The organism is Sediminibacillus massiliensis, from assembly GCF_900156915.1.
Lineage (GTDB): Bacteria > Bacillota > Bacilli > Bacillales > Amphibacillaceae > Sediminibacillus_A > Sediminibacillus_A massiliensis.
In genome coordinates this window covers 3289782-3314089 of record NZ_LT732535.1, presented here as the reverse complement: position 1 = coordinate 3314089, position 24308 = coordinate 3289782, and the positions used below count along the sequence as shown (strand labels likewise).

The window sequence follows — 24308 nt, the reverse complement described above, 5'->3', positions numbered from 1 at the left end:
AATAATTTATTCTTTAGTTATTGGCGCGAATTTCGCCAGGAGCCGTTTGATTCCTGTCGGTGCTGGAAAAGCGATGTCCAGTTCCATTGCTTCCCCTTCACCATGTACCTTGACGACAGTTCCCTGTCCCCATTTCTTGTGATTGGCCTTGTCGCCCGGCTGCCAGCCGAGGGATTCTCCACCTGTTGTTTGTTGCTGCTTCATTCTCTTTGCAGAGCGCTTCGGAGCCGCAAACGGATCTGGTTTTTGTTTGGTTCTACCGAGACCGAATGGGGACTGCTTGGTTTCTTCCAATCCATCAATGAGTTCTTCCGGTATTTCATTGATAAAGCGGCTGACGGGGTTCATGTTCGTCCTTCCAAACAACGTCCTCATCTTGGCATGGGTAAGATGCAGAATTTTTTCCGCTCTCGTAATCCCTACATAAGCAAGTCTCCGCTCTTCTTCCATCTCTTCTTCATCCATGATCGAGCGGCTGTGAGGAAAGACGTTCTCCTCCATCCCGACCAGGAAAACAACCGGGAACTCAAGCCCTTTGGCCGCATGCAATGTCATCAATACGACTTTATCATCGCCCATCGGGTCCTCATCGACACGGTCGATGTCGGCAATAAGCGCCAAGTCTGTCAAAAACGCAATCAATGTTTTGTCTTCACTGTTTTCTTCAAAGTGTGTCGTAACCGTTTTGAATTCTTCCAAGTTCTCAAGGCGGCTCTGCGCTTCTATGCTGCGTTCATTCAGCAGCATTTCTTCATAGCCTGTCCCTTTCAAGACGGCTTCAACCATGTCTGTCGCCGACAGGAACTCTTGCTGCTTTGTCCAGTTTCTGATCATTTGTCCGAACTCGGCCAACGATTTGGCCGCTTTGGCACTCACACCCGTAAAGTCCACTTCCTGGACAGCGGTATATAACGAAATACCATGATCCGTAGCGTATGCCTGCAATTTATCGAGGGATGTTTTTCCTACACCGCGTTTTGGTTCATTCACCACGCGTGCAAAACTCAGGTCATCATCCGGATTAGCGATCAGCCGCAAGTAGGCAAGCATATCCTTGATTTCTTTACGATCGTAGAACTTTGTACCGCCGATGATTTGATAAGGGATATTCGCCTTCACAAACGTTTCCTCTACAGAACGCGATTGAGCATTGGTCCGGTATAAGACGGCGATATCCTTATAGCTGAATTCGGACGAACGGACAAATTCCTCTACTTTATCAGCTACATAAAGACCCTCATCCTGTTCGGTAGCTGCTTGATAATAGTTGATTTTCGTTCCTTCCGCATTATCCGTCCACAGATTTTTCGGCTTTCTGCCGGTATTGTTTTGAATAACGGTATTCGCCGCATCGAGAATCGACTTTGTCGAACGGTAATTCTGTTCGAGCATGACAGTCGTAGCATTCGGGTAATCTTTTTCGAAGGAGAGGATGTTCTGGATGTCAGCACCTCTCCAACGGTAGATCGATTGGTCAGAATCCCCGACAACACACAGATTCTGGTAGCGGTCGGCAAGCTGCTTGACCAAGTAATACTGCGCATGGTTGGTATCCTGATACTCATCAACATGAATATACTGGAATCTGCGCTGATAATATTCCAGTACTTCCGGAACACGCGAAAACAGGTTGATCGTCTGCATGATCAAGTCGTCGAAATCCAACGACTGATTTTTCCGCAATGTCTTTTGATAATTCTCATAAACTTCGGCAACCTGTCTCTCATAAAAACCGCCGACTTCCTTACTATACTGCTCAGGGGTAATTAATTCGTTTTTAGCAGAGCTGATGGCACCCAGCATCGCTCTCGGTTCGAATTTTTTCGGGTCCATATTGAGGTTTTTGATTATTTGTTTGATGACCGACAATTGATCACTGCTATCCAGAATGGAAAAATTGCTGTTGATGCCAATCCGGTCTATGTCCCGGCGCAATATCCGCACACACATAGAGTGGAAAGTCGACACCCAAATGTCCGTGGCCTGATGCCCGACTAATTGATATACCCTTTCTTTCATTTCTCTCGCTGCTTTATTGGTAAAAGTAATTGCTAAGATACTTCGTGGAGAGACTTCTTTTTCCTCCATCAAATAAGCGATCCTGTGTGTAAGAGCCCGCGTCTTTCCACTGCCTGCTCCTGCCATGATCAATAGCGGCCCTTCCGTATGCTTCACCGCTTTTCGTTGTTCTTCATTCAATCCTTTCAGCAAGTCACCCATTGTTTGACTCACATAGACACCACCTTTTATCCTTTTACTGCTTTCACTGTCTTCAGAGCCTTTTTGAAATCATCATAAATACTGTTGCCGACTACGATGACATCGGCGTGTTCTTTCATTTCCCGCGCTTGTTCCGGTCCGGCTATCCCGCCGCCATAAAACAAGAGTGTATCGCCCAGCTCTTTACTTACTTTCTCCACTAACAAGGGATCTCCGTATGTTCCACTGTATTCCATATAAAAAATCGGCAAGTGGAACAGGTTTTCCGCCATCTGTGCAAAAGCAATCACATCTTCTTCCGATGGCAGGTAACTATTTGTCGCTTGGAAAGCTTTCGACTCTTCATTCAGGATGCAATATCCTTCTGCCATCAGTTCTTCCCAATCAATTACATTGCCGAATTCTTTTACTGCCTGGTGTTGTATGTCCATCATCCATTTCTTTTCATTACTGTTGAGGACCATCGGTATATAGTAAAAATCGAAACCAGGTGTGATGGATTCCAAATTTGAAACCTCGAGCACACATGGAACGGTATAACGTCGTATTCTAGCCAGCAAATGGAGCACATCATCAAGCGTTACATTATCCGTTCCGCCGACAATGACAGCATCAGTGCCGGAATCACAAAGTTGCTCTAATTCCTTGTCCCCGATTTCCTTGGCCGGATCTAATTTAAAGACATGCTTCCATTTCTTCATATCGTACATGCACTTACTACCTCCAAAAGGATTTCCTATCTTCCAAGCCTTTATAGCGAGAGAAAATATGGTCGGATCGATTTTTATCCATTTACTCATTATAGCAAAAATCCCGTTTACTATTGAGTGAAAAAAGGGTGAACTTACAGATTTATTATGTAAGAATACAGAATATCGAACGAGAAATGGAACAATGCAGCCTACAACATCACCGAATTTACCATATTCGGCAGAAAACGGAAAAAAAGTGCGGGCAGCAAAATACCCGCACTTTTATATTATCTCTCTTTGTCTCTCTTACTCCTGCCCCTGTATGCTACTTTTCGTCAGCAGGAAATGCAAGGCCGATTTGGTTTCTCGTTTCCTCCAGCAATGCAGCGGTAGTATAGGTACGCTCAAACGAATTGACATCCGACTCGGTTTTTCCCTGTTCGATCAGTTCGATGAATGCCTTTGCTTCATAATACATCGCCTGCTCTTCCTGCGGTCTGGAAATATCTTCTGTCGTACCGTCGTTATACTTGATTTCCACACGTGTCGGCGTATTGATATTATCAAGAAGAATACAACCTTTCTCCCCTTGAATCTCAGTCGGTATATGGGAATTCGAGATTTTGGAATACATGACGGCACCGTTGAGGGAATCATAATCGAAAATGACACTTCCCTGCCCGTCTACCCCGGAATCAAGCATTAGGCTGTTCGCCTTCAGGCTATTCGGTTTTCCGAACAAAGCCACCATAGGATAAATGCAGTAAACCCCAATGTCCATCAATGATCCGTTGGACAGCTCCGGTTTGAATGCATTAAGGACTGTGCCTTCTTTATAAGCATCATATCTGGAGGAATACTGGCAATAACTTGCGAAATACCGTCTTACTTCTCCGATTTTGTGCAAGTTTTCCTGTACTGCCTGAAAGTTTGGAAGGAATGTTGTCTTCAACGCCTCCATCAGCAATACTCCTGATTGTTTGGCCGTATCGATCATTTCCCGAACTTCTTTTGTATTGGAAGCGATCGACTTCTCGACCAAAACATGTTTGCCATTTTGCATACATAACGTGGCATGCTCCTGATGCATGGAATTAGGGCTTGCTATATATACTGCATCAAATTGATCGCTCTTGCAGAATTCCTCTATATCTGTGTAGATATTCGGTGCCCCGAATTTCCTGGCAAACTCGTCCGCTTTTTCTTCTGTGCGAGAATAAACAGCGGCTAAGGAGAAGCTGTCCACTTTTGATGCTGCATTGATGAAGTGTTCCGTTATCCAATTTGTTCCGATGATTCCGAATTTGACCATGGTTTGTCCCCTTTCACTGCTACGATGGTTTTGTAAAGTTTAGTTTGTTTCACTCTTCTTCTGTTTCTTTTTTGTTGTCTTCAATTCTGTCCAGGACCATGGAATAAGCATCATTTCCGTAATTAAGACACCTTTTCACACGGGAGATGGTGGTGGTAGAGGCTTTCGATTCCTCGACGATCACCCCATATGTATAACCTTCTTTCAGCATCTTTGCCACGAGGAGCCGCTGGGATAGTGACTGAATTTCACTTATCGTCGCAATGTCATCAAAAAACCGGTAACACTCTTCCTTGTCTTTCAATGAAAGGATCGCCTCGAATAATTGATCTAACTGCTCTCCTCTTAGTTTATCTATTTGCATCCATGTACACTCCTTATTAGAGGTTGTTACTAGCAATCTTATTTGATTGTGACGGAACTTTCCAGCCCTTTACTTTCCGGTAGTACGTTGATCCATGTCTTTCCGGGTACGAAACCAACTTGGCTCCCGTCTTTATAAGGCAATATACGGCCATCGACATTTCTCCATTCAACCACTTGCAGCTTCCCCTTTTGAAGTAGGTAAGCATTTCCTCCAGACTTCAAATCTACTTCACGGCGTCCTGCATCATCGATTACCTTGTGGGCTGTTTCGATTAAAAACACATTGTCCAGTTGGATCGGGACGTTACTATCCAATTCGACTGATTGATCTTCTGCATTGTAACGGCTATATTTCTCCTCTTCTTCATTGTAAACATATCTCGTTGGTGTTGTATCGTAATGGAAGGAAACTTCTGCCGTTTCTCTCCCCTCGATTTTAGCTGTTTCTTCTTCCTGTAAAAACGGCAAAGGTTGATGATCCATCTCCACCTGGTACCCCTGATTGCCTGCTTCTTCATATATATTGTCAAACAATAAATAGGAATTATGTGGAGCCACTCTTGTACTCGATCTCTTGAATAGATAATTATCATTATCGTAATAAGATCCGTTTAAATTATCGACAACTCCGCTGCGAAGCTCTTCTTCTATATGTGTCGCAGCTCCATGATAGACGTACAGCGCACTGTAACCCTTGGCAAGCTGGTAGTAATACTCCCTTGCGCTCCGTACCGGTCCGACTTCAGTTGGCTGCTCACTTTGAAATAGAGCCATGAACCTGGTGATATTGCCTTCTGCCAGAATTTCAAACACAATATCCGCTTTGCTGAGTCCCGTTTGCGGCCTTGCCTTAGCATGGTTGTTCACCATAACGGCCACTATCCGGTCATCGACAGGCTCATTTGTACGGAGCCCTGTGAGCGGATATATATTCTTCCCTTCCACTTCGTTTTCCTTTTCGTCACTTGCAACTTTTTCTTCTTCTGCATTTTGTGGTGGAACCTCTTCACCTGTTTGGTTTTCCGGTCTTTGATCATCCTCATTTTTCTGATCAGAACAGGCAGCCAAGAACAGAAGAGCCAATAAAATTCCGATGAATGACACAAGCCACTTTTTTCTCATAATCCCCACACTTTCTGCCAAGCATTGAAAAGAGGTGATAAAGATAGGAAAACACCACAAATTGTAGTGTTTTCCTAGTAATGCCCTATTCATCTCTCTTTCCATAATTCTACCGCATGATCGCCGGAAATAGAACCTCTTTCTTCTTAACGTCCACAATTCCCTGCGGAGTGATCCTGATGAAAGGCAAGTGTATGGATGATAGAAACAGAAGGTTGTATACTGGATCCGTAAATTGATATCCATAGTCTTTCAACAAGCTCTTGAACGTTTGCTCCAACTCGATAAGCTCCTCCATTTTGCCGTCATACATCATCCCCGCCAAAGCCAGCGGGAGTTCAAAGATGATTTCTCCTTGATCGGCCAACACGATTCCACCGCCGATTTCTTTCATCCTTTTGAAAGCTGTCATCATATCCTGCTTGTTTTTTCCAATGGCTAAAATATCTCCCGTACCTGAATAGGAACTGACAAGTCCGCCAAGTTTATCGGTAAAACCTTTGATAATCGTATTGACCCGCCAGCCGCCATGTTTATCCATGAGCATGAGGAAAGCTTCGGAATGATTTTTACCAAGCTCCTCCACAGAAGCATCGATGGTAAGCGGATAAGCTTTAATGATGACATCATTGACCATTTCCATACCAATCGGCTGTGAAAACTGGAGATCGTCTTCACACAGATCCCAATCAAGAGACAAAGGCTGGACCCCGAGTTCTTTCCATGCAATTGAACGGTCGGAGTCGATTGGTTTTCCATGTTTTTTCATCCAGACACCTTTGGCCAGTACAGCTTCAGGATTCGGATTGTCCTTGGCTGTTAGTATATTGATGTGGGCAACCTGGCCGGGAGCGATACTGCCAAGCCGGTCTCTCATATTGAAGTGTTTGGCCGCGTTGTAACTCGCCATCATATAGGCTTCTTCCACGGGAACCCCCTGCTCGATCGCGATTTGAAGACACTGGTTCATCATCCCACCTTCATAGAAAGAAGGAGTGGACCCGTCCGTAGTCATGGTTACTTGTTCAAAATTAGTCACTCCGAGTTCCCGCATTTCTTTCAACAAATCAGCCAAATCAGGACGAATCGAGGAATACCTCAATCCTACTTGATACCCCATTTGCAGTCGGTCGACCGCTTCCTGCCCGGTCATTGCCTCATGATCAGCGCTGGCTCCTAAAAGTTTCATCTTGACCAAAGTATGCTCGGAAGCTCCAGGGAAATGTCCTTCGATCGGTTTTCCCAGCCGTTTGGTCTCCTGCATCCAATACAATATCCGATCATCGTCTTTCAACACTTGGGGCCAGGATGTAAGTTCCCCACCCTGTACCACCGCTTCATGTTCCAGCCATGCCAGCACTTCCGGATTGTTAAACAGCATTTGTTCGTTTTGCAGGCATGTTTGGGAATCAAATCTTGCCCACCAATACATGGAGACAGGGAAATTCATAAATTCATCCAACAATGTAAACGCTTTCTTTCTGTTTAACAAATAAAGCCAAACCAAGTTGTCATTCATCAAGGTGGTTGTTCCGGTTTGCGCCGCGTATTCAGCAAGTTCTTTTGGGTTATATAATTGGAAAGGATGGGCATGGGGTTCAATGTAACCCGGAACGGCGTATTTGCCCTCACCATCCACTATTTCTATATCGGTAATATCTGCAGGCATCTTATCCCCTACATAGACAATTCTGTCATCATAAACCCAGATATTTGCTTTGATCCATTGCTTTAAAAAAACATTTAAATAGACGACATTTTTAATTATTATGGTTGGAGAAAGCAAACCATCGATAACGGAAACATGTTCTCTAAGTTCCTTGTTTCTCCATCGGTAAAGGTGTTCATTCATGTGAATTCTCCTCAAATGTAATCGTTTACTATATCCTACCACATGTCTCCTTGTTTTCACTAAGTAATTTGCTTTATTGTAACAGAAAGTTAACATTTACAATGCGTGAAAAAGGAAGAACGTTTTCTTCGTCCTTCCTTCAACATTTTTTAAAAACCTATATCTTTACGGTAGAAAAAGTGCTCATCACGGTCGAATCTTTCCAAATATTTGTACACTGAGGACTGTGCAAGGTGCTGTTCCCTTTGTTTGGAGCCCACTAACAGCACTCTTCCTCCAGAAGATCGAAGGCGGGCGCCGTCAAGTTTCGTTCCTGCATGGATGACGAAGCACTCCTCTTTTCCTTCCTGCTTCAATTCCGGGAGCTGTATCCCTTTTTCATAACTGCCGGGATAACCCTTCGAAGCTACAACTGTACCGATACAGTATGCTTCTTCCCAGGCAAGCTGTGGATCTTTTCCCTTTTTCACATCCACAATCACTTGGATAAGGTCGTTTTGCAGTAAAGGCAAGACTACTTGAGTTTCCGGATCACCGAACCTGGCATTGAATTCGATCACCTGGGGACCTTGGTCTGTCTCGATCAATCCAGCGTAAAGGATTCCGGAAAAGGGCCTGCCTTCTTGAACCATGCCTTTTGCTGCCGGCACAAGAATATTCCGTACAGCTGTTTCGACGACGTGCTCCCTCAACTCCGGAATCGGGGCATAGGCACCCATGCCCCCGGTATTTGGTCCCTCGTCGCCATCATACGCCCGTTTGTGGTCACGAGCCGGCACCATCGGGTATACATTTTCTCCGTCTACAAACGCCATCAGCGAAAATTCTTTTCCTTCTAAGAATTGTTCCACCACTATTCTTGATCCAGCATTGCCGAATTGATTGTCCAATAACATTCTGTCGACAGCCGCAAAGGCCTCCTGCTTGTCAACGGCCACCACAACTCCCTTTCCTGCCGCCAGACCGTCAGCTTTGATGACAATCGGAGCTCCTTGATTTTCGATATAAGCCTTTGCCTGTTCAGCATCTGTAAAAGTTTGATAGGCGGCGGTAGGTATGCGGTATTTTTCCATAAAGGATTTGGCAAAATCCTTGCTTCCTTCGATTAAGGCAGCATCTTTTCTTGGTCCGAAAATATTCAAGCCGGCTTCCTCAAATGCATCAACAATTCCCGCATTCAATGGCACTTCCGGTCCCACTATCGTCCAATCAATTTGATGTTCTACAGCAAACGCAAGCAGTTCGTCTATCTGATCATCCCCTATATCTAAACAGACAGCTTTGTCTTGAGTCCCACCGTTACCAGGGGCTGCATAAATTTTCTCCACTTCCTGACTTAGAGATAATTTTTCGATAATGCTGTGTTCTCTTCCACCACTGCCGACAACTAAAACTTTCACCAAATTCCCCCTGTTCTTCGTAGTCCATTATGTAAACCGCGGACGAATAAGCGATCGGGCAATTCCCGACCGCCAGCCATCCTGGTTCCGAATCAATGTTTGAAATGCCTCATCCCGGTAAATACCATCGCAATCCCATGCTTATCACATGCAAGGATGGAGTCTTCATCCCGTTTTGACCCACCAGGCTGGATGATTGCCTTGATGCCCGCTTCAGCAGCAGCTTCTACCGTATCTGGCATTGGGAAAAAAGCATCGGAAGCCATTACAGCACCTTGAGCCTTGTCACCGGCTTGCTCCAAAGCAATTTTGGCAGCTCCGACGCGATTCATTTGCCCTGCACCAACTCCTAGTGTCTGGTCCTGCTTGGCCACCACAATGGCATTTGACTTAACATGTTTAACGACTTTCCATGAGAACAACAACTCTTCTAATTCTTCCTCTGATGGTTTTCTCTTGGTTGGCACTGTTAAATCTTCCGCCGAGACAGCACCGTTATCGGCGTCCTGCACCAATAACCCGCCAACGACGCTGACAACCTTCTGCTGTTTGTTCGCACCCGCTTCCATTGGGATTTCCAATAGTCGGATGTTTTTCTTCACTGTCAGAATTTCCATCGCTTTAGCTGAGAAAGAAGGAGCAATCACAATTTCCAAAAAGATATCCTTCAATTGATCAGCCGTATCTTCATCGACTTCCTGGTTCAACGCTACAATACCACCGAAAATGGACACCGGATCAGCTTCATAGGCCTTTGCAAATGCTTGTGAAATTGTCTGGCCGATGCCCACTCCACAAGGATTCATGTGCTTAACCGCTACAGCGGCTGGACCCTGGTATTCCAATACGATTTCCAATGCAGCATTCGCATCTTGGATATTGTTATAAGAAAGTTCTTTTCCGTGGAGCTGATTGGCGTTGGCGATTGATGCCCCTTTTACATTGCCTTCTTTGTAGAAAGCAGCTTCCTGGTGTGGGTTTTCGCCATATCTCAGTGTCTGGACTTTTTCATATGTAAGAGTGAGTGTATCCGTGTTTTTCTCGTCCGTAATCTCCGAAAAATAACCGGCGATCATCGCATCGTAATTGGCAGTATGGCGGAACACTTTGGCTGCTAGTATCTTGCGCGATTCCTTTGTTAATGACTGTTGTTCGAGCTGCTCCAATACAGGCTGATAATCGGCAGGGTCTACGATTACCGTTACATCGTGGAAATTTTTAGCTGCTGCACGAAGCATTGTCGGACCGCCGATATCGATATTTTCGATTGCATCTTCTTCTGTAACGCCTTCTTTTTCAATCGTTTGTTTAAACGGATATAAATTGACCACTACGATGTCGATCGGGTCAATATCCCGTTCTTCCAACTGCTGTTTATGGGAGGGATTATCTCTTTGAGCCAATAATCCACTGTGGATATTGGGATGAAGTGTTTTTACTCTGCCATCCAAAATTTCATCGAATTTGGTAATGTCTGAAACCGGTACAGCCGGAAGTCCAGCTTCTTGCAGCTTCTTCAGCGTCCCGCCGGTCGAAATGATTTCATAACCCAGCCGATCCAGCCCTCCGGCAAAATCGAGCAGGTTACTTTTATCTGATACACTGATCAATGCACGTTTTTTCATGAGTTGATCTCCTCTCTTGGAATAGATGTTAATAGTGCTTGAATCGTTTTAGGAAAAAGCTCATGCTCTATTGCTTGTATTCTCTTCTGAAGCGTGAGCCTGTCATCCTGTGACTCTATCCGGACCGCCTCTTGTTCGATAATCTTTCCTGTATCCATTCCTGCATCTACAAAATGAATGGTCACACCGGTTAACTTGACACCTGCATCCAGCGCTTGCCCGATGGCATCCTTTCCCGGAAAAGCCGGCAAAAGAGACGGATGGATGTTCACTATCCGATTTTCAAACGCTGATAAAAGCGTCGGTCCGACCAAACGCATGTAGCCGGCAAGGATAATCCATTCAACGCCGATCTCTCTTAGTTTTAAGAGGATTTCCGTTTCATAGCTTTGTTTGGAGGGATATAGTTTGGCATCAAAGGTCCATACAGGGATGGAGAGGGACTCCGCTTTTTCTATTACTTCAGCTCCAGGTTTATCACAAACGAGGATCTCAATCTCCCCATCTACTGTTCCTTTGGTTATTTCTTTGGCTATAAACTCGAAATTGCTGCCTGTACCCGAAGCAAAGACGGCGAGTTTCTTCTTCATTGGCTGAATTTCACTCCCCGCTCCTCCACGACCTCTCCAATCAGAAATGCATTCTCGTTCATTTCTTTCATTAAATCTAATGCCCGGTCTTTTTCTTGCTGCGGAACGATGACCGCAAGACCGATACCCGTGTTGAAAACCCCAAGCATGTCCTCAAAAGAGATACCGCCATACGTTTCTAAAAAGCGGAAAATCGGAGGAATTTCCCACGAATTCTGCTTGATTTTGACACCAAGATTCTCTGGGAGTGCCCTTGGCAGGTTTTCGTAAAATCCCCCACCTGTAATATGCGAAATTCCGTTCACTGTGATGTGTTTCTTTAACTTCTTCACAGCCGAAGCATATATCCTGGTCGGCTCCAACAATTCTTCGCCCAATGGCCGATCCAAACCTGGATAGACCCGATGTAGATCGAGTTCCTTCTCTGCCACAATCTTCCGGACTAAGGAAAATCCATTGGAATGGACCCCGCTCGAGGCAATCCCGATAACCGCATCGCCTGCCGTTACACCATTGCCCGTAATAAGCTGCTGCTTTTCTGCGATTCCGACTACAAAGCCCGCGAGGTCGTATTCTCCATCTTGATACATACCGGGCATCTCAGCTGTCTCGCCGCCGATAAGCGCACTACCGCTTTCCCTGCAGCCGTCAGAGATTCCCTTGACGATTTGTTCGATCTTAAGTGGTTCGTTTTTGCCACATGCTATATAGTCAAGAAAAAACAGTGGGTCGGCACCTTGGGCCAGGATGTCATTCACACACATGGCCACCAGGTCAATACCTACTGTATCATGTTTATCCATTTCAAAGGCAAGCTTAAGCTTCGTACCAACACCATCTGTGCCGGATACTAAAACGGGCTCTTTGTAGGAGAAAGAGGTCAATTCGAACAAACCCGCAAAAGAGCCGACACCGCCCAGCACTTCCTCGCGGTTCGTCGTCTGAATATGCTTTTTCATTAAATCAACTGCTTGATAACCGGCATTGACATCGACACCGGCCTGTTTGTAAATCTCACTCATTGTCCCGCTCCTTCTCTGCTTATGCCTTTTAGTTGTTTCTGCATGGGTCCCGGACAATTATCCTTTTTCCAAGGGAAGGACGGTTTCCGGGTATATTTCCGTCGGATAATTCCCTGTGAAACAAGCATTGCAAATGCCATGCTCGAGCATGTCTTTCTTTTTGACGATCGATTTTTCCAATCCTGCTGTTGTCAGATATGCCAGGCTGTCCGCCCCGATCAATTCACGGATCTCTTCAGTGCTATGATTGGATGCAATCAATTCGCCTTTTGTGGATGTATCTATACCATAGTAGCAAGGGTTTTCGATTGGCGGAGAAGCAATCCGGACATGAACCTCCGTAGCGCCCGCTTCTTTCAAAAGCCTTACAATCCGCTTACTAGTAGTGCCGCGCACAATAGAATCATCGACCATAACGACTCGCTTCCCTTCGACGATTCCCCGCACTGCAGAAAGTTTCATCTTCACCCCTTGTTCCCTTAATTCCTGGGAAGGCTGGATGAATGTCCTTCCTACATAACGGTTTTTGATCAACCCAAGTTCATACGGAATGCCGGTCGCTTCAGAAAAGCCGATAGCCGCAGAAATACTGGAATCCGGAACGCCTGTCACGACATCCGCATCGATTGGTGCTTCATACGCAAGCTCTTTCCCCATCGTTTTTCTGGAAGCATGGACATTAACCCCATCAAGATTGCTGTCAGGACGGGAAAAATAGACATATTCCATGGAACAGAGCGTACGTTGAATTGGTGATGCGAACTTTCTCGAGTGGAGGCCGTTTTCATCTATAATCAATAACTCCCCAGGCTCGATTTCTCTGATATAGGAAGCACCGATCACGTCGAAAGCGCATGTTTCGGACGATATGACATAAGAACCACCGAGCATTCCAAGGGAAAGCGGCCTCAACCCCCGTGGATCGAGCGCCACAAACAGCTGCTTTTCTGTCATGATCGAGAAGGCATAAGCCCCTTTAATCATGCTCAACGCCTGAATAATCGCTTCATCCATGGCAAGGTGTCCGCTCCGTTTAATCAAATGGGCCAGCACCTCCGTGTCCGAAGTAGTCTGGAGGATGCTCCCCTGTGCTTCAAGCTGATTTTTTAATGCATAGGCATTTACCAAGTTGCCGTTATGGGCCAATGCCATACTTTCCTTTTGGGACCGGAAGACAAGAGGCTGTACGTTCTCATAGCCTCCACCTCCCTGTGTGGCATAGCGGACATGACCGAGCGCACTGTTTCCTTTCAACCGGGAAAATTCATCTTGCTCAAATACCTCATTTATCAATCCGTTCCCTTTGTGCAAATGCAAAGCTTCTCCATCGCTTGTAACGATACCCGCACCTTCCTGACCGCGGTGTTGAAGGGCGTGCAATCCGTAATAAGCGACTTCAGCCGCTTTCTCGTGTCCCCAGATTGCAAAAACCCCGCATTCTTCGTTTAGTCCTTTGATTTCAGCAAGCATGGTATAGCCCCTTTCCATAATGCTTTCAAGCTTTCGACAGATTCACACACTACTTTTTCTCCGTTGATAGTCGCTTGATAGCTGCCCGAATCAGTTACTTCTCCGATGGATCGGACATTTTCGACCATAGCCTCGAACTGCTGTCTTTTTTCCTTTGGTACAGACACGACAAACCGGGACTGTGTTTCACTGAATAATTCTGCAACAGGGTCACCATCCAGTACTATCTCTATTCCCAAATTGCCTGCAAAGCAGCCTTCCGCCAAAGCAACAGCAAGTCCGCCTTCTGCTACATCATGTGCAGATGACACAACTCCTGCCTTAATCGCCTCAAGCAGCTGCTCCTGTCGAGTCGATTCCACCTTCAGGTCAATGGCGGGAGCTTTTCCGAAATAGCGGTTTTCCATCACATTCTGCAGTTCACTGCCGCCGAATTCCGCTTTTGTTTCCCCGATGAGGTAAATGGTATCCCCGGCATGTTGGAAAAAGGACGACGTGACATGCGCAAGCGATTCCGCCAATCCTACCATTCCAACAACAGGGGTAGGGAAGATTGCTTGATTGTTAGATTCATTGTAAAGAGAAACATTCCCGCTGATTACCGGTGTGTTCAATGCAAGACTCGCTTCACTCATGCCTTCAACACTTTTTTCCATCTGCCAGAAGTTTTCGGGTTTGTCTGGATTACCGAAGTTTAGTCCATCCGTTAAAGCCATTGGCCTGGCACCGGAGCAGACAATATTGCGGGCAGCCTCTGCCACAGCTATCTTCCCGCCTGTTTCGGGATCCAGGTAAATATACCGGGAATTGCAGTCGGTCGTGATGGCAAGTGCCTTGTCGGTTCCACGGACCCGGACAACCGCTGCATCTGAACCAGGGTTGACCACTGTATTGGTTTGAACCATGGAATCATACTGGTCATACACCCATTCCTTACTGGCAATGGTCGGCTGCTGCAACAGCGCCTTTAATGTTTCTGCATAGTTTTTGATTCCTTCCGGATAATAATCGTCCATTTGCTGAAACGATTGAAAATATTCCGGTACACGCGATGGTTTATGGTAAACAGGGGCATCTTCGGCCAGTGTGTCAACAGGGATGTCTGTAACAATTTCCCCTTTATGCAGCAAACGGAACTGATGATCGTCTGTAACCTTGCCGACCGCTACCGCTTCAAGGCCGTATTTTTCAAATACATCAATGATTTCCTGTTCTTTTCCCTTTTCGACTACCAGCAACATCCGTTCCTGTGATTCGGACAACATTAATTCATATGGTGTCATGTCAAGTTCACGCTGTGGCACTAAGTCCAAATCCATTTCCATACCAGTACCCGCCTTACTCGCCATCTCACTAGCCGAAGATGTCAGGCCGGCCGCTCCCATATCCTGCATCCCGATCAGTGAATCAAAGTGGATGACTTCCAGACAGGCTTCGATGAGCAGTTTTTCCATAAACGGATCGCCGACCTGTACGGACGGGCGTTTGCTTTCAGATTCTTCCGACAAATCTTCCGAAGCGAAGGTCGCTCCGTGGATTCCATCTCTTCCAGTCGGTGCACCAGCATACAGGACAGTATTTCCAATTCCTGCAGCTATCCCTTTTTGAATATCCTTCTGATCGATCAAACCAACACACATGGCATTCACCAATGGATTGCCTTCATAACAATTATCGAATTGCACTTCCCCGCCAACGGTCGGAACCCCGACACAGTTGCCGTATCCGGCGATCCCATTGACAACTTCTTCGAAAAGATATTTGACACGGTCTGTCGTCAAATTGCCGAACCGTAGAGAATTAAGCAGTGCAACAGGGCGGGCGCCCATCGAGAAGACATCGCGAATAATTCCGCCGACCCCTGTCGCAGCTCCTTGATATGGCTCAACAGCAGATGGATGGTTGTGACTTTCGATTTTGAATACTGCCGCTTTCCCTTCGCCAATATCGATGATTCCAGCACCCTCACCAGGTCCTTGTAAGACATGCGGCGCCTTTGTCGGGAACTTTTTCAAGAGGGGCTTGGATGTTTTATAACTGCAGTGCTCGGACCACATAACAGAGAAAATTCCTGTTTCTGTGAAATTCGGCTGTCTCTTCAGCACTTTTTTAATATGCTGGTACTCTTCATCTGTCAGCCCCATGTCTTTGTATATTTTATCTTGTTCAATCAGATCCGGGGTGATTTCAGGCGCCTGCAACATATGCTTCCCTCCAGTGGTTTAAAACGGATTTGAACAACTTCAAGCCATCGGCACTGCCTAACAACTGGTCTGTCGCACGCTCAGGGTGAGGCATCATGCCGAGGACATTCCCTTCTTTATTGATAATTCCGGCAATGTCCGCTACAGAACCATTCGGATTATCGGAATACGTAAATACAATCTGGTTGTTTGCTTCTAATTCGGCCAGTACGTTTTCGTCACAATAGTAATTGCCTTCTCCATGTGCGATTGGTAGAACAATTTTCTCCTGATCGCTGTAGCCGTTCGTAAACTGGGTTTGATTGTTTCGAACGACCAACTCTTCCTGATGGCACATAAACTTCAATTCTTTGTTTCTCAACATGGCTCCGGGGAGCAGGCCTGCTTCCAACAACACTTGAAAACCGTTGCAGACTCCAAGCACAGGGACACCATCTTCTGCTCTTTGCTTGATTTCTGTGACAATCGGCGAAGTGGAGGCAATCGCACCTGAGCGTAAATAATCGCCATAAGAAAAACCACCTGGAAGTAAAATAGCATCATAGTCTTCCAGATTTGCATCCTCATACCAGACTAGTTCCGCTTCTTCCTGAAGAGATTCTGTCACAGCATAATACATGTCTCTGTCGCAATTCGAACCGGGAAAAACAATCACAGCGAACTTCACAGGGCGATACCCTCCTCGATCGTGTACTTGTATTCCTCGACAACCGGATTAGCCAACAACTTGGCACACATTTCTTCTACTTGTTTTTCGACATCGGCGTTTTCGTCCAGCTGCAGTTCCATATACTTGCCTACTCTGGCTTCCTTGACATCCGGATATCCCAACTTATTCAGTGACTCCTGTACGGCTTTTCCTTGTGGATCCAGTACTCCTTGTTTCAAGGTAATGTAAATTTTCACTTTTTTCATATTGCCGCCCCCAAGCGTTGAAGAATATTATCGTACACTGTGATTAAATCTCCTAAGTCTTCCCGAAATACATCTTTATCCATTTTTTCACCAGTTTTCAAATCCCATAGCCGGCAAGTGTCAGGTGAAATCTCATCAGACAGGATGATATCTCCGTTTGCATCCCTGCCAAATTCCAATTTAAAATCGGCAATCGCCAAGTTGATTTTTTCGAAGAAGGTCTGCAACTCCTTGTTTATTTGAAGCGCCATTGATTTGATCTGCTGCAATTCCTCCGGATTCAAATCGGTCAACAAAAGGGCATGCTCATCGTTGATCAGCGGATCATCAAGTTCGTCTTTTTTGTAAAAAAGCTCCACAAGCGGAGGAGTGAAGGTCGTCTTTTCTTTGATACCAAGGCGTCTGGTAATACTTCCTGCAGCTATATTCCTTACCACCACTTCTGCCGGAATGATGCTTGTTTTACGTACCAGCTGTTCCGTATCATTCAAACCTTTTTCATAATGGCTTCGTATTCCTCTGTCCCGCAGAAATTCGAACACTTTCCCGGAAATTAAGTTGTTGTATTTCCCTTTGCCTTCAAAGCTGGCTTTCTTCTTGCCGTTAAAAGCAGTTGCATCATTTTTATAGGAGAGAACCAGCAAGTCCTCATTGTTTTCCGCCTGAAAAACCTGTTTCGCTTTTCCCTCGTATAGAAGTTCGCCCTTCACGTCCCTCACCCCATCCATTTAATTAGTTAAGACCAATCCGTTCGAAGATTCCATCGACATTCTTCAAGTGGTACGTATAATCAAAGCAATCGTCGATCTGCTCCTGCGTCAATAAGGAAGTGATCCGTCCCTCGGCTTCGATCAATCCTTTGAAATGAATTCCTTGCTCCCATGCTTTCATCGCATTCGGCTGAACGATGTCATATGCTTCTTCTCTGCTCATGCCTTTATCAATCAATGCAAGCAGGACTCTTTGTGAAAAAATAACCCCATAGGTCTTATCGATATTTGCTTTCATGTTTTCCGGGAACACCGTCAAATTTTTCACGATATTGGCAAACCGGTTCAACATATAATTCAACGCGATCGTTGCATCTGGCAGGATTATCCGTTCTGCAGAAGAATGCGAAATATCCCGTTCATGCCATAAAGCAACATTTTCATAGGCAGTCACCATGTGGCCGCGCAGCACCCTGGCCATCCCTGTCATATTCTCCGAACCGATTGGATTGCGTTTGTGCGGCATGGCTGATGATCCTTTTTGTCCTTTAGCAAAGAATTCTTCTACTTCTCTTGTCTCTGTTTTTTGCAGGTTTCTGATTTCCACCGCAAATTTTTCAATAGACGTAGCGACCAATGATAATGTCGATACATAATGGGCATGGCGGTCACGCTGCAAGGTTTGAGTGGAAACAGATGCAGGCGTAAGGCCTAGTTTTTCACAAACATATTGCTCTACCTTTGGATCGATATTCGCATACGTCCCGACTGCCCCGGACAGCTTTCCTGCTTCGATCGTTTTGGCAGCCGCATTGAAACGTTCCAAGTTGCGCTTCATTTCTTCATACCAAAGAGCCATCTTCAAGCCGAAGGTGGTCGGCTCTGCATGAACGCCGTGGGTTCTGCCCATCATCACGGTATGTTGATGTTCTTTAGCCTTGTCGGCCAGAATATCGATAAATCTTTCGATGTCCTTGCGAAGAATATCATTGGCCTGTTTTAACAAATAAGAAAGAGCTGTGTCGACTACATCCGTGGAAGTAAGACCATAGTGTACCCATTTCCGCTCTTCTCCCAAGGTTTCTGATACTGCTCTTGTGAATGCCACGACATCATGCCTTGTTTCCTGTTCGATTTCGTAAATGCGATTCACATCGAACGAAGCATTGGCACGGAGTTTTTTCACATCTTCTTCCGGGATGACCCCAAGCTCGCTCCATGCTTCACATGCAAGAATCTCCACTTCCAGCCATGCTTTGAATCTATTTTCATCAGTCCAAATGGACCCCATTTCTTCTCTTGTATAGCGATTTATCATCGTGCTACCTCCTGTAATACATCTGTCTGTTTCCTATGTTATTTTGTTGAACCGCCGCTCATGGCCGCTCTTTTCTCTCGTAAGAGGATCAGGTCCTCGGCTTTTTCACCGACAATGGTAATATGCCCCATTTTCCTGTTTGGTTTCACGCCATCTTTACCGTAAATATGTACATGTGCATTCGCGAATGCCGAACCGTCTTCCAGCAGTCCGTCGATATCCTCACCCAGCAGGTTTATCATTTCGGCAGAGCCGTGGAATAAAACCGGAATCAAAGGAAGTCCGCAGATTGCTCGAATATGCTGCTCAAATTGAGAAACATTGCACGCCTCGATAGTGTAATGTCCGGAATTATGCGGCCTAGGTGCCATTTCATTAAGATAAATATCATCCTGTTTCACAAACATCTCAATGGCAAATGTCCCTACAAGATCCAGGCGCTCTGCAACTGTTTCTGCGGCAGAGACAGCTTTTTCCTTTACCTTTTCATTTACTCGCGCCGGAGCGATGGTCCGGTGTAGAATGTGATTGGAATGTTCATTTTCCGCGAGCGGGAAAAAGGTTATCTCACCAGAAACCGATCGTGTGAATACAATGGATATTTCTTTTTCAAAAGCAACAAATTGTTCCACAATACAGCGATTTGCTTTCTCCAAAAAAACGACTGCTTCATCGATGTCCGCTCCGTCCTGAACCATCATCTGCCCTTTACCGTCGTAGCCGCCCCTGCATGTTTTGACCACACACGGATAGCCGATCCGGTAGACAGCCTCCCGGAGTTCTTGTTCCGTTGTCACGATGGCGAACTCCGGTACTGGGAGGCCATCTTGTGCCATCGCTTGTTTCTCCTGCTCCCTGTCTTGGGTGACTTCAAGAGAATGAGCCCCTTGTGGCAGCAATCCTTGTTTTTCCAAGTATCTCGCAGCTTCTAAATCCACGTTTTCAAACTCATAAGTAACAACATCACTGCAGGTCGCCAATTGTTTAACAGCCTCCATGTCGTCGTATGCCGCTTCAATATGGCGGTCAGCCACCTGTGCTGCAGGGCAATCAGGTGTGGGGTCTAAAACTGCGATGCGATAGCCCATATGCTTGGCAGCTGTCGCCATCATTCTCCCGAGTTGCCCACCACCTAAAATTCCAATCGTACTTCCCGGTAAAATGCTATTTCTCTGCAAGTTGATCCCTCATTTCTTTCACATTGCTTCTCTGTTGTTCCTGAAATGATTCCAATCTTTCTGCCACTTCTTCATCAAAAGCTCCGATGATTTGGGCGGCGAGAAGACCTGCGTTTTTGGCTCCGGCTTTCCCGATAGCCACCGTTGCCACCGGAACACCGCCAGGCATTTGAACGATGGAAAGCAAGGAGTCCATGCCATCTAGCGCTTTCGACTGTACTGGAACACCGATAACCGGTAAGGTTGTTTTAGCCGCAACCATCCCAGGAAGATGTGCTGCACCTCCTGCACCGGCAATTATCACTTTCAATCCCCTGTCACGGGCTTGACCGGCATATTCAAACATATCATCCGGAGTACGGTGGGCCGAAATTACATCCTTTTCATAAGAGATGTCCAACTGATCAAGCATTTCACATGTGTATTTCATCGTCTCCCAGTCAGAAACGCTCCCCATAATCACTCCTACAATTGCCATCTGAAACATTCCCCCTCTTCCCGATTATCCGTGGAAACTAAAAACGCCCATCCATTCCCTCATAAAGAGAGAAGATGAATGGGCATAAACCGGGCGCATGACATGCATCCATTAAACCACAGCACGAAGCCATAGTTCATCCTCCCTCATAGTCCGCCATTTACGGTAGCGGGTAGAGACTATCGGGCCATATTCCCGAAATTATATGAGGTTCCTATTTTATTTATCGTTCATTTTAAATTGTCAGATTCCCTAGTGCAATTCTATGATAACAAGCTTTACTTATTTGGTCAATTAAAATTCGAACAATAGATAGTCGCTTTTTTTTATTGTTCGGATTTGGAGGGTTTCACATCAAATACGATCTTCCGGCCTACAGGTTCATAAGTTATTTCACCGTTCTCTTCCACTTCCTGAAAGACAGGTTCTTCTGTTCTCCGCACAGGGACGAACCCCTCCCTCTCGATCCTGTCGAGACATTGGTCAATCGTTTCTTGCGGCCCTACTTCGAATTTCCTCGAATTATTGGTCGAGCTGGGCTGTCTCTTTTTCTTTTTGTTCTTGTTTTTTGCCACTTTTTATACGACTCCTTCTTACTTGTTTCACCCAGAATCCGCCATAAATTTGTTTAGGTTCGTAAGCAATAATGAAAGCTTTCGGGTCAATGAGACGAATGGTTTCGTACAAGTTCAATTCATACTTCCTAGGTGTCAGGATCTGCATAGACAGTCTGTCTCCGTCCATTCCATAGGCATACCAGCTGGTTACCCCGTAACCTTTATCCCGCAATTGTTTCGTGAACTCAATCTCCGGGTCAGAGGAGATGACATTGACAGTAATATAACCAAGCGCCAGTTTTTCTTCAATAATCGAACCGACCACGACCCCAATCCCAAAACCGAGTGCATAGGCGATGATATTTTGGATTTGATCCAAATTGTCCAGAACTAAGCCTAGTCCGAGAACATAAATTGTTATTTCGAACATACTGACGAAAGCAGCGATATAACGCCTTCCTTTGAGTGTCAGTATCATTCTTATCGTAGAAAAAGTTACATAAACAATGTTGATGATTAAAATAATCGACACCATGATGATTGCATTATCCAGCACGATTCAGCCTCCTAAAAAATTGCTGATTCTTTTACGGAGATGGCAGGCCATTCACCCATAAATAATTTCTTGCATACACTATATCCCATTTAGGTTGGGAAAAACAACTATTTACAGGGGGAAAAAACAGATGGATCCGTTCAAAAACATGAGCGATTGGAAAAGAAACATGGATAGTTTTTTCGGAGACAATTTTTGGAATGAATTTGAAGGGATTTTGAAACCGCAGCTCCCTCAAGTCAATCTCTATAAGAAGGATAAAGAAATCATATGCATCGCCAGCATTCCCGGTCTTCGTGATCTTAACAACATAGAGGTGTTTGTCTTTGAGTCAACCTTGGAGATAAAGGGGGACATTAAAATATCAGAACCCGGCACGCAACTTCTGCAGGAAGAGATTCTCCAAGGGTCATTCGAGCGTAAAATAGACCTTCCATACGCTGTACGGGATGATAAAATCGAAGCAGCTTACCAGCGCGGCTTGCTTGTCATAAGACTGCACCGCCTGATAACAAGTGAAAACAAAACGAACAAGATAGCGATAAAGGATTTGGAAGATAATTATTGACCATAAAAAAAGGGAGCTTTGAACAAAATCAAAGCCCCTTTCCCCTTGCCTTTATCACATTATTATTTGGTTGATTAAATACTTAGTTGAGGCAAACTGTAACATAGTGACAATTCTATTTTTTGAAGTTTTCACTCCTTCTGATGTTAGTTTAGTGCTAACCCAACGCTGTGGTAAAATACTCGCTTTCCACGGGGAACGCTTCAGCCTCCTCGCTGGCAAAAAGCGCCAACTGCGGGGTCTTCAGACTGTTCCTTTCCCGTTGGAGTCTCACATTTTACCACAGCTTTTAATGGCATTCTGTAATAGTAAGAGGAAATAACAGTTGAGGAGTTATAGAGATTTTTCTAACCAAAATGCAGAACATACCAAACCATGAGCCTGGATTTTTGGCTGAAAATAACCCATGTTAGATATATTGAAGGACCACTTCTCACTTGATCAGTAAATCTATCTTGNCATACCAGCTGGTTACCCCGTAACCTTTATCCCGCAATTGTTTCGTGAACTCAATCTCCGGGTCAGAGGAGATGACATTGACAGTAATATAACCAAGCGCCAGTTTTTCTTCAATAATCGAACCGACCACGACCCCAATCCCAAAACCGAGTGCATAGGCGATGATATTTTGGATTTGATCCAAATTGTCCAGAACTAAGCCTAGTCCGAGAACATAAATTGTTATTTCGAACATACTGACGAAAGCAGCGATATAACGCCTTCCTTTGAGTGTCAGTATCATTCTTATCGTAGAAAAAGTTACATAAACAATGTTGATGATTAAAATAATCGACACCATGATGATTGCATTATCCAGCACGATTCAGCCTCCTAAAAAATTGCTGATTCTTTTACGGAGATGGCAGGCCATTCACCCATAAATAATTTCTTGCATACACTATATCCCATTTAGGTTGGGAAAAACAACTATTTACAGGGGGAAAAAACAGATGGATCCGTTCAAAAACATGAGCGATTGGAAAAGAAACATGGATAGTTTTTTCGGAGACAATTTTTGGAATGAATTTGAAGGGATTTTGAAACCGCAGCTCCCTCAAGTCAATCTCTATAAGAAGGATAAAGAAATCATATGCATCGCCAGCATTCCCGGTCTTCGTGATCTTAACAACATAGAGGTGTTTGTCTTTGAGTCAACCTTGGAGATAAAGGGGGACATTAAAATATCAGAACCCGGCACGCAACTTCTGCAGGAAGAGATTCTCCAAGGGTCATTCGAGCGTAAAATAGACCTTCCATACGCTGTACGGGATGATAAAATCGAAGCAGCTTACCAGCGCGGCTTGCTTGTCATAAGACTGCACCGCCTGATAACAAGTGAAAACAAAACGAACAAGATAGCGATAAAGGATTTGGAAGATAATTATTGACCATAAAAAAAGGGAGCTTTGAACAAAATCAAAGCCCCTTTCCCCTTGCCTTTATCACATTATTATTTGGTTGATTAAATACTTAGTTGAGGCAAACTGTAACATAGTGACAATTCTATTTTTTGAAGTTTTCACTCCTTCTGATGTTAGTTTAGTGCTAACCCAACGCTGTGGTAAAATACTCGCTTTCCACGGGGAACGCTTCAGCCTCCTCGCTGGCAAAAAGCGCCAACTGCGGGGTCTTCAGACTGTTCCTTTCCCGTTGGAGTCTCACATTTTACCACAGCTTTTAATGGCATTCTGTAATAGTAAGAGGAAATAACAGTTGAGGAGTTATAGAGATTTTTCTAACCAAAATGCAGAACATACCAAACCATGAGCCTGGATTTTTGGCTGAAAATAACCCATGTTAGATATATTGAAGGACCACTTCTCACTTGATCAGTAAATCTATCTTGAGCGGAGGAAAAATGCGACACTCCTTGAAAATAAAGTTCGATTTTCTGCGTGCGGTGTAAATGCATGGATGTCTTTTCAAAGTCCTGGGGGAAGAGCAGCTTCCGAAGACCCCGCAGTGAGCGCTTTTTGCTCAAGAGGAGGCTGAGGTGCTGCCCCCGGAAAGGGAGTATTTTTCCGTAGCGCCGGACTACCACTCAACCTGAAAAGAATGGAAGGAAGCCCCACTGAAGTTATGTCACAGTTTATGGTAATTGTTTATAAGCAATAATTGGGTGGGGCGTGTTTTTTCACAGCCCCACCCATTTA

The 24308-nt window shown here is 45.1% G+C and carries 22 protein-coding genes, 1 pseudogene and 1 riboswitch; of the genes and pseudogenes, 2 read left to right on the top strand and 21 right to left on the bottom strand.

Annotated features, from left to right (window positions below; translation table 11 throughout):
• Window positions 1–6 precede the first annotated feature (6 nt).
• From pcrA to CZ434_RS17170, 20 genes are all read right to left on the bottom strand, one after another.
• Window positions 7–2220, bottom strand: coding sequence for a DNA helicase PcrA (gene pcrA / locus CZ434_RS17265; RefSeq protein ID WP_425442098.1), 2214 nt, complete (start codon window positions 2218–2220; stop codon window positions 7–9).
• A gap of 26 nt (window positions 2221–2246) precedes the next feature.
• On the bottom strand, window positions 2247–2930 hold the full coding sequence (gene pcrB, locus CZ434_RS17260; protein ID WP_077624271.1) for a heptaprenylglyceryl phosphate synthase: 684 nt from the start codon (window positions 2928–2930) through the stop codon (window positions 2247–2249).
• Window positions 2931–3237: 307 nt separating this feature from the next.
• The gene (locus tag CZ434_RS17255) at window positions 3238–4224 is read right to left on the bottom strand and encodes a Gfo/Idh/MocA family protein (RefSeq protein WP_077624270.1); all 987 of its coding nucleotides are present in this window, start codon (window positions 4222–4224) and stop codon (window positions 3238–3240) included.
• A gap of 49 nt (window positions 4225–4273) precedes the next feature.
• Entirely contained in the window at window positions 4274–4588 is a 315-nt protein-coding gene (locus CZ434_RS17250; RefSeq protein WP_077624269.1) for a YerC/YecD family TrpR-related protein, read from the bottom strand.
• Window positions 4589–4626: 38 nt separating this feature from the next.
• On the bottom strand, window positions 4627–5712 hold the full coding sequence (locus tag CZ434_RS17245; RefSeq protein WP_077625238.1) for a DUF3048 domain-containing protein: 1086 nt from the start codon (window positions 5710–5712) through the stop codon (window positions 4627–4629).
• A gap of 109 nt (window positions 5713–5821) precedes the next feature.
• Window positions 5822–7564 carry an adenine deaminase C-terminal domain-containing protein gene (locus CZ434_RS17240; protein ID WP_077624268.1) on the bottom strand — a complete coding sequence of 581 codons (1743 nt, stop codon included), beginning with the start codon at window positions 7562–7564 and terminating at the stop codon, window positions 5822–5824.
• A gap of 149 nt (window positions 7565–7713) precedes the next feature.
• On the bottom strand, window positions 7714–8964 hold the full coding sequence (purD, locus tag CZ434_RS17235) for a phosphoribosylamine--glycine ligase (protein WP_077624267.1): 1251 nt from the start codon (window positions 8962–8964) through the stop codon (window positions 7714–7716).
• Between the two features lie 92 nt (window positions 8965–9056).
• Window positions 9057–10589: a bifunctional phosphoribosylaminoimidazolecarboxamide formyltransferase/IMP cyclohydrolase gene (gene purH / locus CZ434_RS17230; protein WP_077624266.1), complete on the bottom strand. Its 1533-nt coding sequence runs from the start codon at window positions 10587–10589 to the stop codon at window positions 9057–9059.
• Window positions 10586–11179, bottom strand: coding sequence for a phosphoribosylglycinamide formyltransferase (gene purN / locus CZ434_RS17225; RefSeq protein ID WP_077624265.1), 594 nt, complete (start codon window positions 11177–11179; stop codon window positions 10586–10588). The genes purH and purN overlap by 4 nt, the downstream gene beginning before the upstream one ends.
• Complete coding sequence (gene purM, locus CZ434_RS17220) at window positions 11176–12201, bottom strand: phosphoribosylformylglycinamidine cyclo-ligase (protein WP_077624264.1); 1026 nt, start codon at window positions 12199–12201, stop codon at window positions 11176–11178. The genes purN and purM overlap by 4 nt, the downstream gene beginning before the upstream one ends.
• Window positions 12202–12258: 57 nt before the next feature.
• A complete protein-coding gene (gene purF / locus CZ434_RS17215; protein ID WP_077624263.1) occupies window positions 12259–13671 on the bottom strand; it encodes an amidophosphoribosyltransferase in 1413 nt (470 codons plus the stop codon).
• The gene (purL, locus tag CZ434_RS17210) at window positions 13647–15875 is read right to left on the bottom strand and encodes a phosphoribosylformylglycinamidine synthase subunit PurL (protein ID WP_077624262.1); all 2229 of its coding nucleotides are present in this window, start codon (window positions 15873–15875) and stop codon (window positions 13647–13649) included. Before purL ends, purF begins: the two co-directional genes overlap by 25 nt.
• Window positions 15859–16542 (bottom strand): phosphoribosylformylglycinamidine synthase subunit PurQ, encoded by a 684-nt coding sequence (gene purQ / locus CZ434_RS17205; RefSeq protein ID WP_077624261.1) that lies wholly within the window; start codon window positions 16540–16542, stop codon window positions 15859–15861. Before purQ ends, purL begins: the two co-directional genes overlap by 17 nt.
• On the bottom strand, window positions 16539–16790 hold the full coding sequence (gene purS, locus CZ434_RS17200; protein ID WP_077624260.1) for a phosphoribosylformylglycinamidine synthase subunit PurS: 252 nt from the start codon (window positions 16788–16790) through the stop codon (window positions 16539–16541). Before purS ends, purQ begins: the two co-directional genes overlap by 4 nt.
• Window positions 16787–17500: a phosphoribosylaminoimidazolesuccinocarboxamide synthase gene (gene purC / locus CZ434_RS17195; protein ID WP_077624259.1), complete on the bottom strand. Its 714-nt coding sequence runs from the start codon at window positions 17498–17500 to the stop codon at window positions 16787–16789. Before purC ends, purS begins: the two co-directional genes overlap by 4 nt.
• A 22-nt stretch (window positions 17501–17522) precedes the next feature.
• Entirely contained in the window at window positions 17523–18818 is a 1296-nt protein-coding gene (gene purB, locus CZ434_RS17190; protein WP_077624258.1) for an adenylosuccinate lyase, read from the bottom strand.
• 38 nt (window positions 18819–18856) lie between these two features.
• Entirely contained in the window at window positions 18857–19996 is a 1140-nt protein-coding gene (gene purK / locus CZ434_RS17185) for a 5-(carboxyamino)imidazole ribonucleotide synthase (RefSeq protein WP_077624257.1), read from the bottom strand.
• A complete protein-coding gene (gene purE / locus CZ434_RS17180; protein WP_077624256.1) occupies window positions 19983–20474 on the bottom strand; it encodes a 5-(carboxyamino)imidazole ribonucleotide mutase in 492 nt (163 codons plus the stop codon). The genes purK and purE overlap by 14 nt, the downstream gene beginning before the upstream one ends.
• Before the next feature lie 129 nt (window positions 20475–20603).
• Window positions 20604–20703, bottom strand: a riboswitch (purine riboswitch).
• Between the two features lie 97 nt (window positions 20704–20800).
• Window positions 20801–21049 (bottom strand): NETI motif-containing protein, encoded by a 249-nt coding sequence (locus tag CZ434_RS17175; RefSeq protein WP_077624255.1) that lies wholly within the window; start codon window positions 21047–21049, stop codon window positions 20801–20803.
• Window positions 20997–21587 carry a DUF2179 domain-containing protein gene (locus tag CZ434_RS17170; protein WP_077624254.1) on the bottom strand — a complete coding sequence of 197 codons (591 nt, stop codon included), beginning with the start codon at window positions 21585–21587 and terminating at the stop codon, window positions 20997–20999. Before CZ434_RS17170 ends, CZ434_RS17175 begins: the two co-directional genes overlap by 53 nt.
• A gap of 130 nt (window positions 21588–21717) precedes the next feature.
• Between CZ434_RS17170 and CZ434_RS17165 the strand changes: the two genes are divergently transcribed.
• Window positions 21718–22155: an Hsp20/alpha crystallin family protein gene (locus CZ434_RS17165; protein ID WP_077624252.1), complete on the top strand. Its 438-nt coding sequence runs from the start codon at window positions 21718–21720 to the stop codon at window positions 22153–22155.
• A 460-nt stretch (window positions 22156–22615) separates the two neighbouring features.
• Here CZ434_RS17165 and CZ434_RS17160 read toward each other — a convergent pair.
• Window positions 22616–22975 (bottom strand): annotated as a pseudogene (locus tag CZ434_RS17160) (DUF2179 domain-containing protein); the annotation flags it as partial.
• A 130-nt stretch (window positions 22976–23105) separates the two neighbouring features.
• On the opposite strand from CZ434_RS17160, the gene CZ434_RS17155 reads away from it, so the two are divergent.
• Window positions 23106–23543, top strand: coding sequence for an Hsp20/alpha crystallin family protein (locus CZ434_RS17155; protein WP_077624252.1), 438 nt, complete (start codon window positions 23106–23108; stop codon window positions 23541–23543).
• Window positions 23544–24308: the final 765 nt, after the last annotated feature.

Coding starts and splice junctions, on each gene's coding strand:
- pcrA (WP_425442098.1), bottom strand. CDS start 2,220: ATGGGTGACTTGCTGAAAGGATTGAATGAAGAACAACGAAAAGCGGTG.
- pcrB (WP_077624271.1), bottom strand. CDS start 2,930: ATGTACGATATGAAGAAATGGAAGCATGTCTTTAAATTAGATCCGGCC.
- CZ434_RS17255 (WP_077624270.1), bottom strand. CDS start 4,224: ATGGTCAAATTCGGAATCATCGGAACAAATTGGATAACGGAACACTTC.
- CZ434_RS17250 (WP_077624269.1), bottom strand. CDS start 4,588: ATGCAAATAGATAAACTAAGAGGAGAGCAGTTAGATCAATTATTCGAG.
- CZ434_RS17245 (WP_077625238.1), bottom strand. CDS start 5,712: ATGAGAAAAAAGTGGCTTGTGTCATTCATCGGAATTTTATTGGCTCTT.
- CZ434_RS17240 (WP_077624268.1), bottom strand. CDS start 7,564: ATGAATGAACACCTTTACCGATGGAGAAACAAGGAACTTAGAGAACAT.
- purH (WP_077624266.1), bottom strand. CDS start 10,589: ATGAAAAAACGTGCATTGATCAGTGTATCAGATAAAAGTAACCTGCTC.
- purN (WP_077624265.1), bottom strand. CDS start 11,179: ATGAAGAAGAAACTCGCCGTCTTTGCTTCGGGTACAGGCAGCAATTTC.
- purM (WP_077624264.1), bottom strand. CDS start 12,201: ATGAGTGAGATTTACAAACAGGCCGGTGTCGATGTCAATGCCGGTTAT.
- purF (WP_077624263.1), bottom strand. CDS start 13,671: ATGCTTGCTGAAATCAAAGGACTAAACGAAGAATGCGGGGTTTTTGCA.
- purL (WP_077624262.1), bottom strand. CDS start 15,875: ATGTTGCAGGCGCCTGAAATCACCCCGGATCTGATTGAACAAGATAAA.
- purS (WP_077624260.1), bottom strand. CDS start 16,790: ATGAAAAAAGTGAAAATTTACATTACCTTGAAACAAGGAGTACTGGAT.
- purB (WP_077624258.1), bottom strand. CDS start 18,818: ATGATAAATCGCTATACAAGAGAAGAAATGGGGTCCATTTGGACTGAT.
- purE (WP_077624256.1), bottom strand. CDS start 20,474: ATGGCAATTGTAGGAGTGATTATGGGGAGCGTTTCTGACTGGGAGACG.
- CZ434_RS17165 (WP_077624252.1), top strand. CDS start 21,718: ATGGATCCGTTCAAAAACATGAGCGATTGGAAAAGAAACATGGATAGT.
- CZ434_RS17155 (WP_077624252.1), top strand. CDS start 23,106: ATGGATCCGTTCAAAAACATGAGCGATTGGAAAAGAAACATGGATAGT.